This is a genomic window from Alistipes sp. HGB5, from assembly GCF_000183485.2.
GTDB classification, from domain to species: domain Bacteria; phylum Bacteroidota; class Bacteroidia; order Bacteroidales; family Rikenellaceae; genus Alistipes; species Alistipes finegoldii.
In genome coordinates this window covers 17486-30608 of record NZ_AENZ01000025.1, presented here as the reverse complement: position 1 = coordinate 30608, position 13123 = coordinate 17486, and the positions used below count along the sequence as shown (strand labels likewise).

Genomic DNA, 13123 nt, shown 5'->3' with positions numbered 1-13123 from the left:
CAAAATGATAAAATTCTATTTAGCTACTCCCCAGCGGGAGAGATCGGCGATTATCTTATCCGTAACATTTAAGGGCAAACAGTATCGACGCACGACAAAAGAGTCGACTTTGGTAAAGTTCTGGAACCCCCAGCGACAGAGGGTTCGGGTGTGTCGTGAAAACAGATTGGCGAATTGCACGAATGATGCGTTGGAGCTGTGGTGCCAAGCTGCCCAACGAGCTGAAGTGTACTTTAAGAAAGGTTATACGATTCCATCTTCGCGAGACTTTTTCGAGGTCGTGGATGAAGAGTATTACAAAGCCTTAGAGCGACCTGTTCCGTCAATAAATACTCCGGAGTCCCCCTCTGGCTATTACTCTGATTATTTTGAGCGTTATATTGCCCGCTATGCCGATGCGAGGTCGATAATAACGATCCGGCATTACCGAACAGTCCTGAATAAGCTGAAGCAGTATGAAAAGATGATTCGGTGTCGTTTGCAATTTGAAGATATCAATATCAATTTCTATAATCAGTTCCGGATCTGGATATATAGGCAGGGATATTCGGATAATTATTTCGGCAGTCTTATCAAAGTGATCAAACAGGTTTATAGGGAGGCCCGGGAGGTGGATCACCTGCATAATTTGAATGGCACAGCTCATAAAAATTTTATCACGGTAGCAAAAGAGAGTGATCCTGTCTATCTTTCGGTTGACGAACTGATGAAGTTGTATAGATTGAGAATCACAAAAAACACAGTATTGAATGAGTGGCCGGATCTGTGCGGAGAGAAAGCAGTCAGGCAGCGCATAGCTACATGTGAACTGGTACGGAACCGGTTTCTTATCGGGGCATTTTCGGGCATGAGGGTGTCTGACTTTAGTCGTTTCAGCGAGTCAAATATTGTTGATGGGATGATTATGATGCGTACCCGTAAGACAGATACCCCGATTGCGATTCCACTTCATCCCGTGATACAAAGAATCCTCGAGAGCGATTTTGACCTGTCAAAAACGATTTCAGACCAGAAAATGAATGTCTATATCAAAGTGGTGGCGAAAATGGCAGGGATCGACGAAAAAGTGACAATTTGCGAACATCGAGGGGGCGAGTTAAAAGAGATTAGGGTCGAGAAATATACTTTGATCTCTACGCATACTGCTCGCCGATCTTTCGCCACGCACCTCCAGCGTTCCAAAGTTCCGCTTACTGCGATTTCCAAGGCCTTGGGGCATAAGAAGGTTACTACGACAATGCGTTACCTGCGATTGGGGGTGGATGAGAATGCTGCTATACTTGCGGGAAGTTCCTTTTTTAAGGATTTTGAAGGGGAAGAGTAATTCAATTTATCCTACATTTTATCCTACACAAAAAAAAGGACGCTGATTATCAGCGTCCTTTGGTGCCCAGGACAGGAATTAATTTGTGAAAACATATGCAAATAACTAAAATTTGAATATATTTATAATATGTTGAAATATAGTATATTAAAATGATATACTATGAAATGTATTTTGTCTGTTTTTAGCTGTTTTGCAAAAATGCGGACACGGTGCGGACATGAAAGTATTGCTGTATTCGAATCTAAATCATATCTTTGTAGAGCATAAAATGAGGATGTATGGCAAAAGTTACATATGTTTTGGCGCAAGGGGAGAACAGCGCGGGAGAATCGCAAGTTAATTTCCGTGTCTATGTTTCCCGCGAATTGCGTGTACGTGTGCCGTCCGGCATTTGGGTCGATCGGAAACGTTGGGGAAAGAAAAACGATATCAATATTCCGAACATACCGGGGGAGGAGCGCGATGCGCTGTTGGCAAAGCGGGCGAAATTGAAAGAATTGGTCGATGTAATTGAGACCTCGGTCGAGGCGGCAGACGATAAATCGACCGTTACGCGCGAGTGGCTCGAAAAGTTGATCCGGCGCACTTTGCGGCCAAAGACGGCGACTTCCGTTGAGGAAAAGAAAATAGGCTTTTTCCCGTTGACGGATGAATACCTCGCTACGCATAAATTGTCCGAATCGCGTGTCAAGCATTTCAATGTCTTGGTGCGGACGTTGAAGCGGTATGAGTTGTATCGTAAACTGTCGAACCGACGGTTCGTGCTGGACGTACACACCGTATCTCCGACGACACTTGATGATTTCGGGGCATTTCTGATGAAAGAACCGGAGATTTTCGACGAACATCCGGAGTTGTACGACGAGGTGCCGTATGCCCGGCCGAAGGTGAGGAAGAATCTGCCTGTGAAGCGCGGCCCGTACCTCAATGCTGCGGGAGAAACGGTAATTCCCGGCCGTCCGAAAGAGCGGGGCATGAATTACGTTTCGGATATGTTGATTCGTCTACGGTCGTTTTATGTATGGTTAAATGATAACGGACATACCTACAATGATCCGTTCAAGCAGTACAAGATTGCGGAGATTGTCTACGGTACGCCTATCTATATTACGACCGACGAACGCAAACAGTTGGCCGAAGCGGATATGGGGGATGACAAGCAACTGGAAACGCAACGAGATATTTTTGTTTTCCAATGCATGATCGGCTGCCGGGTGAGCGACCTTTATAAGATGACCTATGCCAATATCATCGGCGATTGCATCGAATATGTTCCCCGCAAGACGCGAGACGACCGAGTGGTGACGGTCTCGGTGCCGCTGATCGGTGCTGCGAAAGAACTGATTCGTAAATACCTCGATGAGAACCGCGGAACATTGTTTCCATTTATTTCGGAGCAAAAATATAATGTCTATATCAAAGCGGCGTTCCGTAAAGCGGGACTGACGCGCATGGTGACGACGATCGACCAGCGGACGCGGCAGAATGTTCAGGTGCCGATCTGCGACCTTGCTTCGTCGCACATGGCGCGCCGGACATTCATCGGGAATGTTTATAAAAGCGTGAAAGACCCTGCGATCGTGGGAGCGATGTCCGGGCATAAGGACGGCAGCCGGGCGTTCGCCCGCTATCGCGATATCGACATGGATATAAAACGGGATGCAGTGAGTGTGTTGGAGTAGAATTTGTTTTGTCGATAAATTTGTATAAATTTACGACAGATATATGTGTGTAAATAGATGCAAGCAATAGAGGATAAGATACTTAATAAGATAAAGAAGTGCGGACGGGGTAAGCTGTATTCCGCATCCGATTTCGCTGTATACGGATCGGCTGTATCGGTTGCGAAGGCATTGGAACGGCTTACTCGAAAAGGCGGTTTGGTCCGTATTGCAAGGGGCCTCTATTGCTATCCCAAAATCGATAGAAAGTTTGGAATGGGCATACAATACCCGACCATCAATGAAATCGCTGAAAAGGTAGCTCGGCAGAGCGAAGCCCGAGTTGTTCCGACGGGTATGCACGCATTGAATGTATTGGGATTGTCTGCCCAGGTACCGATGAACTATGTGTTTTATACCGACGGCAATTCCCGGACAGTTAATTTGTTCAACGGTCGCAAATTGCGATTCAAGCGTGTAGCGCTTAAAAATCTGGCCTATCAGAATAAAACGCTGATGCTTGCCGTGTTCGCTCTGAAGGAGATCGGTCGGCCGCAGGTGACGGAGGAGCACACCGCCCAACTGAAGACGATATTCGCCCGGATTCCGAAGTCGAGCATTCTGCCCGATCTGCGGTTGGTGCCGGCCTGGATTCGTAAAATCATTATGTCGTTCTATGAAGAATAATTTTTGGACGTTTTCCGACGAGCAGAAAAGTATGTTCGTTGCACAGACGAGCGAGCGTGTCGGGCTTCCTCCGCAGGCTGTCGAGAAGGACTGGTGGGTGACGATGACGCTGAAAGCCCTGTTCGAATCGTCGTGCCGGGACTTCATCACCTTCAAGGGCGGTACGTCGTTGAGCAAGGGTTGGCATGTCATAGAACGCTTCTCGGAGGACATCGATATTGCAATCGACAAGTCCTTTTGGAGAATTGCCGGGGACAACAAGTCGCAGCGCGATCGGATTCGGAAACTTTCGCGGGCCTATATCGAGCAGCGGCTCGTTGCGGAAATGCAGGCATTGCTGGAAGGATATGGGGCTTCCGATTTTGAGTTGCGTGCCGTTCCGGCGCAGGACTCCGATGCCGATCCGACGCTGGTGCTGTTGCCGTATCGAAGCATTTATGCGAATATCGAGTATGTGGAATCGCAAATCCGGATCGAATTCAGCTGCCGGTCGATGAAAGAACCGCGTGAGCGGATCGAGATTCGTCCGCTGATTGCCGAGGCATATCCCGATGTATTCGGAGAATTGGTGTTCCCGATTTATGCGGTCGTGCCGTCACGGACGTTTTTGGAGAAAGCGTTTTTGCTGCATGAAGAGTTTCAGAAAGAGAATCCGCGCGTCGAGCGAATGACACGCCATCTGTACGATTTGGAGCGGCTGATGGATACGGATTTCGGAAAGGCAGCCTTGGCCGATCCGAAAATGTATGTCGAGATTGTCAGGCATCGCAGCATATTCAATACGATTCGCGGAGTCGATTATCGGACGCACCATCCGAGCCGGATCGATTTTATTCCGCCCGAAAAATTGGCGGAGGTATGGCGCAGGGATTATGAGCGGATGCAGGAGTATTTCATCTATGGAGATTCGCTGCCATACGATCGACTGATCGCGCGGATGGCGGAGTTGCGGGATCGGTTTCGGAAAGTTGTAATGGAGGATGATTTTTTCAGCGAATCGGAATTATGAATCCCGAGTATTATTTCCAGAAAGGTCTTCGTCTGATCGTGGCAAGCGCCGTGATTTTTGCTTTGATCGTTTTGTTCAGCGCCATGGTTTCGCGGGGATTTCCGCTTTGGCTGGCGCTTGTTTTGCTTGTCCCCGCAGGACTTGGCGTGACCGGATTTTACTTTTTCAGCGTGGGCAGTTCGGCGGATCTTTCGGAGCGTTTTTTTCGTCGTTTTGGGTGTAGTCAGCCGAGAGGCGAAGAGAAAACAACGACAGAAGGAGTCGGTTCCGAACAGCGGTGTGAAAGAAGCCCGGACGCGATCGTGCCGGAATCCGCCGTTGTTTCTGCCGATCCGGTTCCGGACGATCGGATTCTCGAAAATGCACTCGCCACCGTCTACGAATATACCGATAAGGATTTGGGCGATGCCGTTGACGGGACGAATCGGCAAATTTTGCGACGACGTTTGCTTTATTTGGCATGTATGGCGCCTGTTCCGAATGATGTGCCGCAGGTTCGGCTTCGGCATGATCGGGTGAGCTATGGGGATTTGTGTCACTACGGTTGGATCGTCTGGAATGCTTTTAAGGGCGCGACCAATCGTTTTTATGACCAGACCGAATTGGCGGAATGGCTGAAAGCGAGCTTCGAGTCTTTGGCCAAATACAATACGAAGACGTTGCGGGCCAAGCTTCGGGCGACGGACGGAGGTTATCGCATCCGATTGATCGATAATCTGAAAGAATATATCCAAAAATAAAGAGCTGTATAAGGATGAGATATTCCCTGCACCCGGTCGGTGCAGGGAATTTTCTTTCTGTTGTCATGTAATTGCAAAATGCTGGTAAGTAGCAATATCTGAAATTGTTTGCCGGTGCAAATGCGGTGATTCGATTGCAAAAACAGGTGCAGGAAAAGCACCTGTTATTTTCGTCGCCGGACCTGCTGTTCGGGTTCGGTTAAATTATCGTATTATGGACTTAAAACAATTGAGTGAGCTGGGCGGTGAAGTGAATGTGACCGTCCGTCTGGAAGATCTCCGGCAATGGCACAAGGAGTTGACGGCAGTCGCGTCGCCGCCGTCCGTAATGCCGGTTCCGCAACACGCGGGCGAATTGTACACGCGAAAACAGACCATCGCGTTGTTGGGTGTCGATTCCTCTACGTTGTGGCGATGGGCCAAGAGCGGTTATCTTGTTCCCGTGGAGTACGGCGGGCAGCGCCGTTATCGCGTGGCGGATGTGCAACGGATTCTAAACGGAGACAGCTATGCCCGCTAAAACAGTGAAAAGAGAAAGCCCCTACCTGCGCGTGGGAACGACCATCTACAAGCGGGTCCGGCAGCCGTTGAGCAGCGGCCGGAGCGTCGAGACGCTCATCCCGTGGAATGTCGAGACCTTGCGTCAGGACTACGGGAAAAGCTATCTGGCCTGCATTCCGAAATACGACGGCTTTTGCACGGTTCCCGACCACACGAACTACCGCCGGGAGATCGACGGTTTCCTGAACCGTTACGAGCCGATTCCCTTTCAGCCCGCCGATGGCATCTTTCCGCACATCCACGACTTTTTCGCTCATATCTTCGGCGAGCAGGTCGAACTGGGGTACGATTATCTGCAACTGCTCTACCTGCGCCCCTTGCAACGGCTGCCGGTATTGTTGCTGGTGTCGGATGAACGCAACACGGGAAAGACGACCTTTCTCAATCTCTTAAAGTCGATCTTCGGCGGAAACGTTACCTTCAATACCAACGAAGATTTCCGTTCGCAATTCAATGACGACTGGATGGGCAAACTGCTGATCTGCGTGGACGAGGTGCTGCTCAACCGCCGCGAAGATTCCGAGAGGATCAAGAACCTATCGACTGCACGCAGCTACAAGGCTGAGGCGAAAGGCCGCGACCGCCGGGAGGTGGAGTTTTTCGGCAAGTTCGTCCTCTGCTCCAACAACGAGCGCAATCCCGTCCTGATCGAGGCTGCGGAAACCCGCTACTGGGTGCGGCGCGTGCCGCCGCTCCCGTATGACGATCAACACCTGCTGGCCAAAATGCGAGCCGAGATACCGGGGCTGCTCTTCTATCTGCAACAACGTATGCTCTCGTCACATGAAGAGAGCCGTATGTGGTTCGCGCCCCGGCTGCTGGTCACCGATGCCTTGCGGCGGATCATACACTACAACCGCAGCAAGACCGAAACCGAAATGCTGTCGATTATTCGCGATATCATGGATGCCGAGAACCTTGCGGAGTATCGGTTCGACGTGAGCGATATGGTCAATATGCTGGAGATACGCGGCATCCGTGTTGACCATCCCACCGTGCGGCGGATTCTTGCCGAAAATTGGCAGCTGCGACCCGCACCACCGACTTACTACCAACGCTATACGATTACCTACAACGGCGAAACGCAGCGGCAGGACAGCAAGACGGCACGGGTCTATACCGTCACGCGGGAACAACTCGGCGGATTGCTGGACGATGCTGCGATGTAAGAATGTTGAAAAAAGGAAGTAGCTTTCTTATTTTCATAATCTTACATCTCTTACAAATCCTCTTACAAAGTCTTACGGGTTCTTTCGGACTTACAGCGCCGGATGCCGTGTAAGAGATATGTAAGACGCCAACCTTTTCTTTCACTGGATTTTACACTTTTTCTCAACAAATTTACGGAAAAAATGACTGTCATACCATACAGCAACCGGATTTCCATCCGTGATTTTCTCGCCTGGCGCGGGATTCAGCCCAAATACGAACGCAACGGCTACGGTATGTATCTTTCACCCTTGCGGGAAGAACGCACGCCGAGTTTCAAAGTGGACTACGTGCAAAATCTCTGGTACGACTTCGGACTGGGCGAAGGCGGTACATTGCTCACCCTCGTGATGCGGTTGGAGCGGTGCGACAGCCGCGAAGCGGTCCGACGGCTGCAAAACGGTGAAAAAGGAGACACGGGGATTGCTTCTATCTCACCGGGTATTGGTGAGCCTCTTGGCGTTGGCGGGGCATTGTCGGTCGTGCGGCCGGCCACCGTCCCCGCGCTCCGCATCCTCTCCGACGCTTCGCTCCGGCATCCGGCATTGGTCGGTTATCTCGCCTCGCGCGGCATCGTCCCGCCGGTCGCCGCGGCATTCTGCCGCGAGGTCCGTTACGAGATAAACGGCCGCGCCTTTTTCGCCGTCGGTTTCCGCAACGATGCCGGAGGGTGGGAGCTGCGCTCCGCACGGTTCAAAGGCGGCTCCTCGCCCAAACATATCACCACCATCGACAACCGTTCCGATACGGTAATCGCTTTCGAGGGATTTATGGATTTCCTCGCTTATCTCTCACTGAAATACCCCGAACGACTGCGCATCGACGCCGCGGTTCTGAACTCGGTCGTCAACCTGCCCAAAGCCGTTCCGTTTATCTCCCGACATCCGGTGATCCGCACCTTCTTCGACAACGACGAAGCAGGACGCAAGGCAACTGCCGATCTGATCCGTCTTTGTCCCCGCAGCGAGGTAATCGACCAAAGCAGTTTTACAAGGACGTAAATGACTATCTGATCGCCCATATAAAAGACCGGCCGAATCTCCCGAAAACGACATCCGACCGGCAGGGTCACCTTTGTCGGAATAATCTGCAAGCCCTGAAAGCGGAACCGGAGGAAATTGAACCACCGCGTCGGAAAGGGATAAAGGTTTAAGGAAGGCAAGGTTGTGTTTTCGTAGACGAAAACTGCGCCTTCCCCGCTGGCCGGCGTAAAATCCCGCTGGTCTGAACAACCTATATAGCATGAACAATCTATCGAAACAACCTGTCATGGAAACACCGAAGAAAACATACAGCAAACAGGGCGGTCGGCCGAAAGTCGGCATCGGCCGCATCTGCAAATACGTCGTCAGCACACGACTCAGCCCCGAACGGAAACTCCGATTCTCGGCCCTTTGCCGCGAGGCCGGGCAACCGCCGGCCGAAGTCCTGCGCCAGCTGATCGACCGAGGAACGGTGAGGGCGCGGATCACCCGTGAACAGCTGGATTTCATGGCCCAACTCAAGGGCATCGCCCGAAATCTGAACCAACTGACCCGGCTGGCCAATGCCAAAGGTCTGGCGGCTGTCAGGGTACGGCATGCGGCGATCGTCACGGCCATCGAAAAACTCCTGAAGCAGATATGCGATGGTCGGTAAGGTCATATCCGCTTCGTCCTTTTCGGGGACGGTAGGCTACGTGATGAAAGAGGAATCCCGGATACTGGAAGCTGAAGGCATTACGCCTCCGGAAGTGAAGGACATGGTGCAGGACTTCAAAGACCAGACCTTATTGAATCCGCGGCTGAAAAACACCGTCGGGCATATCTCGCTGTCTTTCTCACCCAAGGACGCTCCGCGGATGACCGACGCCCTGATGACGCAGATCGCAAAGGAGTACATGCAGAAGATGGGCATCACCGATACGCAATACCTATTGGTGCGCCATCTCGACCAGCCCCATCCGCACTGCCATCTGGTCTACAACCGGGTCGGGAATAACGGGCAGACCATTTCGGACAAGAACATCAAGCTCCGCAGCGCCAAGGTATGCCGGGAGCTGACCGAGAAGTGCGGATTGTATCTCGCACCGGGAAAGGACGACGTGCGGCGGGAGCGGCTGCGCGAACCCGACAAGACCAGATACGAAATCCACGATGCGATCAAAAGGTGTCTGCCCCGATGCGCCGGATGGAAAGGGCTGGAGAAGCAACTGGAAAAACAGGGCATCGGCATCCGTTACAAGTATTGCGGTTCGACTGACCGCAAACAAGGGGTTTTGTTCTCGAAAAACGGCTTCGAGTTCTCCGGATCGAAGATCGACCGGGCTTTCAACTTTACGAAACTCGACAACCGGTTCAACAATATTCAACAACAAACCCAACACCGGGCAACGCTCTTCGGGAACCTCTCGGCGGCGGCAGGCAATTACCGTTCAGCATTTGCAGGGTTGTTCGGCGGTATGGGTAGCAGCGGCACGCGCGAAGAGCCGTCATCGGTAAACCTCGGAAAGGCAGGCGGGATTCCACTGCCGCCGGCCGATTCGCCCGGCGGAGTGTCCGCCAAGCAGTTACAGCGCAAGCCGGGAGAAAGCCCCGAAAAGTATATAGCACGAATCACGGCACTGCTCAACGCCGCGGCCGAGGCGATGGCCATCGCTGCGATGGAGCACCGCCGCAGGATGGAAGAACAGAAAAGAAGAGCCAAAATAAAACTGTAACCGAATTAGAAAATCTCAAAAATCATGAACGACGAAAATAAGATCGGACTCTCGATCGAAATGTACGAAGACCTCAAAGAAACGCTCGTCAAGGCTGTCAAAAGCACCAAAGCCAACGCGGGTCTGGAGAATGCACAGCTGGAACGGATCGAGCGGCTGATAGAGGCCACGGAGCTCTCGCAGGGGCAGGTCGCACAGATGCTCGAACAACTGCAACGGCATACGGCCTTGCCGGGAGTAAAAACCGAGCAGGAGCGGGAATTTACCGACAAATACAACGCTCTGTTGGCGCAGTTAGCGGGTAGGCTGGAGGTGATCGACAAAGAGATCAGGCAGACACATACATTGATAGAGCAGGTGAGGCAAGCTGTCGAAGCAGCGGCAAAGCCCGAAAACCTGCCAGTGCGGGAGCACCGGCATACTTATACGCTCGATATCAGTTCTTCGAAAACATTTTTGACGATGTTCGTCATGCTGGGATGTATTTTCCTGCAAGGCGCATTCATTTACCGAATCTCAGAGAATAATCGGCTGTTAGCTGCGAACGACCTGAAATACCGCTACGTGAAAATGCGTGGTGAGATCAAAGAAAAGGAGCTTATGGAGTTGGAAACGATATTCAGGGATGAGCAGCACACGGCCATACGCGATACCGTCCGAAACCAAGTTGAACGGTACAAAGAAGCCGTAAGGCGGCGGGCAGAACAACTAGAGCGGGCTGCAAGCAAAGAGCGCAAAGCGAAAAAGCTACTTGATGATGCAGCACAGTTGCGGGGAAAATAATTTATTTTCCCCGCTATAATGATTCGTTAATTTTGATTGACCACCTCCATGTTGTTTTGAAAATCAAGCAGTTGTGTTAATCTTGGATTTGTGGGCGTAAATGGTTTGGAGTCAATAATATAGGGGCGAACTTTTGCGTTTTAAAAATACGCATAAAAAAGCCCCTGTTCTTGAAAAGAACGAGGGGCAAAGGATTTTTTGAGGGGGCTGTGTGGGCCCCGGCATGATTGCCGTCCGCAGGCATCGCCCGTTATTTCAGCTTGCAGAGTTTGCGGTCTGCGTCGGTTGCCTCGCGTATGGAGATTGCAAAGCCTCCGCCGCGCGCCATCTCCACGTCGAGTTCCGTGCGTTGTCTGACCTTCCCGGTGCGGATGACATATGCCTGCGGATTGGTCTGGTAATCGGCATCGGGGGCATCGGCGTAGAGCGTCGCCACGTACTCCTTACCGGGATCGAGGTAGTCGAACGGGAGCGTCACCGTACGTCGGTTCTCGTCCGTCACGCCGCCCACGAACCACTCGCCCGTGTCTTTGGCCTTGCGCGCCACGACGATGTAGTCGCCCGGTTCGGCCAGCAGGTAGCGGCTCTCTTCCCAGTCCAGTGCGACGTCCTCGATGAAACGGAACGCATCCATGTATTTCTCATAGTGCTCGGGCAGGTCTGCCGCCATCTGCAGCGGCGAGTACATCGTCACGTACAACGCCAGCTGGTTGGCGAGCGTCGCGTTGACGTGCGAGTGGTTGCCGGGGTTGACCTCCGCGACGTCCATCACGAAGATGCCGGGCGTGTAGTCCATCGGGCCGCCCTGCAGGCGCGTGAAGGGCAGGATCGTCACATGGTGGGGCTTCGAGCCGCCGAACGCCTGGTACTCCGTGCCGCGTGCCGACTCGTTGCCGATCAGGTTGGGGTAGGTGCGGCAGAGGCCCGTCGGGCGCACCGCCTCGTGGGCGTTGACCATGATCTTGTGGTCGGCGGCCCGGCGGACGGCATAGAGGTAGTGGTTGTTCATCCACTGCCCGTAATGGTGCTCGCCGCGGGGCAGGATGTCGCCCACGTACCCGCTCTTGACCGAGTTGTACCCGTATTTGTCCATCAGGCGGTAGGCCGCTTCCATGTGGCGTTCGTAGTTGCGCACCGAAGCCGACGTTTCATGGTGCATCATCAGCCGGATGCCTTTCCCGTGCGCATATTCGTTCAGTGCGGCGATGTCGAAATCGGGGTAGGGGGTCACGAAATCGAAGACGTAATCCTTCGTGTGCCCGAACCAGTCCTCCCAGCCGACGTTCCAGCCTTCGACGAGCAGCTGGTCGAACCCGTGTGCCGCCGCGAAGTCGATGTACCGCTTCACGTTCTCGTTCTCGGCGCCGTGGCGGCCGCTGGGCCTGCATCGGGCGTAATCCGTCACGCCGAGCTGTACCGACGGCACGTCGCGCGTATAGGCCCAGTCGCTCTTGCCGGTGATCATTTCCCACCATACGCCCATGTATTTCACGGGCTTGATCCACGAGGTGTCGTCATAGGCGCACGGCTCGTTGAGGTTCAGGATCAGCTTCGAGGCGAGGATGTCGCGGGCGTCGTCCGAGACCGTCACCGTGCGCCACGGGGTATGGCAGGGCGCCTGCATGTAGCCTTTCCACCCCTGTGCGTCGGGCGTAAGGTGCGAGGTGAAGATGAAATTCCGGTCGTCCAGGTCGAGGTGCATGCACGCATAGTCGACCAGCGCCGCTTCGTGGATGTTGATGTAGAGCCCGTCGTCGCTCTTCATCTGCAGGGCCGTCTGTACGCCCGTGGGCGAGAAGGGCGTCTGCGACGAGTTGGGCGTGATGGCGCCGGGCATCAGCTCCCGTATCTGCGAGAGTTTCGACTCCGTGTAGTCGTACTCCTGCGTGTCGTAGTCGCCCGGGATCCAGAACGCCGTGTGGTCGCCCGCCATGGCGAACTGTGTTTTCTCCTCGCCGATGACGAAATAGGTCAGCGACTCCTGTTCGGGGAATTCGTAGCGGAATCCGAGCCCGTCGTCGTAGAGCCGGAAGCGGATCGTCATGTCGCGGCCTGTCGCGGCCTGCCGCAGCGTGACGGCCATTTCGTTATAGCGGTCGCGGATCTCGGCCTGCTCGCCCCATACGGGACGCCATGTCTGGTCGGACTCGCTGCGGGCCACCTGCCCGAGGGTGAACCCGTCGTAGAGCGATACCGGGCGCCCTGGTTCGCCCTTGCGGATTTCAGCCCCGAATTCCAGCTTTGGGGCTTCGCCGCGCAGTTCGAGCCCCATGCCGCTGGGCAGGATCACGGGGCGCTCCTTGTAATCGAGCGTATAGGTGGGGCGGCCTCCATCCGCCAGGCTGAACTCCAGGCGGAGGCGGCCGTCGGGCGAGAGGAGCGTCTCCTGTGCCGTGCAGGCTGCACCGGCCAGCAGCGCGGAGATATATAAAAATATTTTCTTCATGG

The 13123-nt window shown here is 53.4% G+C and carries 12 protein-coding genes; 11 read left to right on the top strand and 1 reads right to left on the bottom strand.

All coding sequences use genetic code 11. The annotated features are described in order from the left end of the window. The first annotated feature begins 4 nt into the window (after positions 1 to 4). The 11 genes from HMPREF9720_RS04375 (at position 5) to HMPREF9720_RS04325 (ending at position 10675) form a co-directional block, all read left to right on the top strand. On the top strand, positions 5 to 1324 hold the full coding sequence (locus HMPREF9720_RS04375) for a site-specific integrase (RefSeq protein ID WP_009597053.1): 1320 nt from the start codon (positions 5 to 7) through the stop codon (positions 1322 to 1324). A 281-nt stretch (positions 1325 to 1605) separates the two neighbouring features. Then, positions 1606 to 3009 carry a site-specific integrase gene (locus HMPREF9720_RS04370; protein ID WP_039939816.1) on the top strand — a complete coding sequence of 468 codons (1404 nt, stop codon included), beginning with the start codon at positions 1606 to 1608 and terminating at the stop codon, positions 3007 to 3009. Between the two features lie 57 nt (positions 3010 to 3066). Next, positions 3067 to 3675: a DUF6088 family protein gene (locus HMPREF9720_RS04365; RefSeq protein WP_009597008.1), complete on the top strand. Its 609-nt coding sequence runs from the start codon at positions 3067 to 3069 to the stop codon at positions 3673 to 3675. Between the two features lie 103 nt (positions 3676 to 3778). Then, positions 3779 to 4684, top strand: a complete 906-nt coding sequence (locus tag HMPREF9720_RS04360; protein WP_229104391.1) for a nucleotidyl transferase AbiEii/AbiGii toxin family protein — start codon at positions 3779 to 3781, stop codon at positions 4682 to 4684. Beyond that, a complete protein-coding gene (locus HMPREF9720_RS04355; protein WP_009596998.1) occupies positions 4681 to 5424 on the top strand; it encodes a hypothetical protein in 744 nt (247 codons plus the stop codon). Before HMPREF9720_RS04360 ends, HMPREF9720_RS04355 begins: the two co-directional genes overlap by 4 nt. A gap of 214 nt (positions 5425 to 5638) precedes the next feature. Further along, positions 5639 to 5944 (top strand): helix-turn-helix domain-containing protein, encoded by a 306-nt coding sequence (locus HMPREF9720_RS04350; RefSeq protein WP_014775640.1) that lies wholly within the window; start codon positions 5639 to 5641, stop codon positions 5942 to 5944. After that, positions 5934 to 7154 carry a primase-helicase family protein gene (locus HMPREF9720_RS04345; RefSeq protein ID WP_009597055.1) on the top strand — a complete coding sequence of 407 codons (1221 nt, stop codon included), beginning with the start codon at positions 5934 to 5936 and terminating at the stop codon, positions 7152 to 7154. Before HMPREF9720_RS04350 ends, HMPREF9720_RS04345 begins: the two co-directional genes overlap by 11 nt. 183 nt (positions 7155 to 7337) lie before the next feature. Continuing rightward, the gene (locus HMPREF9720_RS04340) at positions 7338 to 8195 is read left to right on the top strand and encodes a toprim domain-containing protein (protein WP_009597029.1); all 858 of its coding nucleotides are present in this window, start codon (positions 7338 to 7340) and stop codon (positions 8193 to 8195) included. Positions 8196 to 8463: 268 nt separating this feature from the next. After that, entirely contained in the window at positions 8464 to 8832 is a 369-nt protein-coding gene (locus HMPREF9720_RS04335) for a MobC family plasmid mobilization relaxosome protein (RefSeq protein WP_009597001.1), read from the top strand. Beyond that, entirely contained in the window at positions 8822 to 9892 is a 1071-nt protein-coding gene (locus HMPREF9720_RS04330) for a relaxase/mobilization nuclease domain-containing protein (RefSeq protein ID WP_009597064.1), read from the top strand. Before HMPREF9720_RS04335 ends, HMPREF9720_RS04330 begins: the two co-directional genes overlap by 11 nt. Before the next feature lie 24 nt (positions 9893 to 9916). Then, a complete protein-coding gene (locus tag HMPREF9720_RS04325; protein WP_009597054.1) occupies positions 9917 to 10675 on the top strand; it encodes a hypothetical protein in 759 nt (252 codons plus the stop codon). 250 nt (positions 10676 to 10925) lie between these two features. Here the strand turns inward: HMPREF9720_RS04325 and HMPREF9720_RS04320 are convergent, their stop codons facing one another. Beyond that, on the bottom strand, positions 10926 to 13121 hold the full coding sequence (locus HMPREF9720_RS04320) for a glycoside hydrolase family 97 protein (RefSeq protein ID WP_009597069.1): 2196 nt from the start codon (positions 13119 to 13121) through the stop codon (positions 10926 to 10928). Positions 13122 to 13123: the final 2 nt, after the last annotated feature.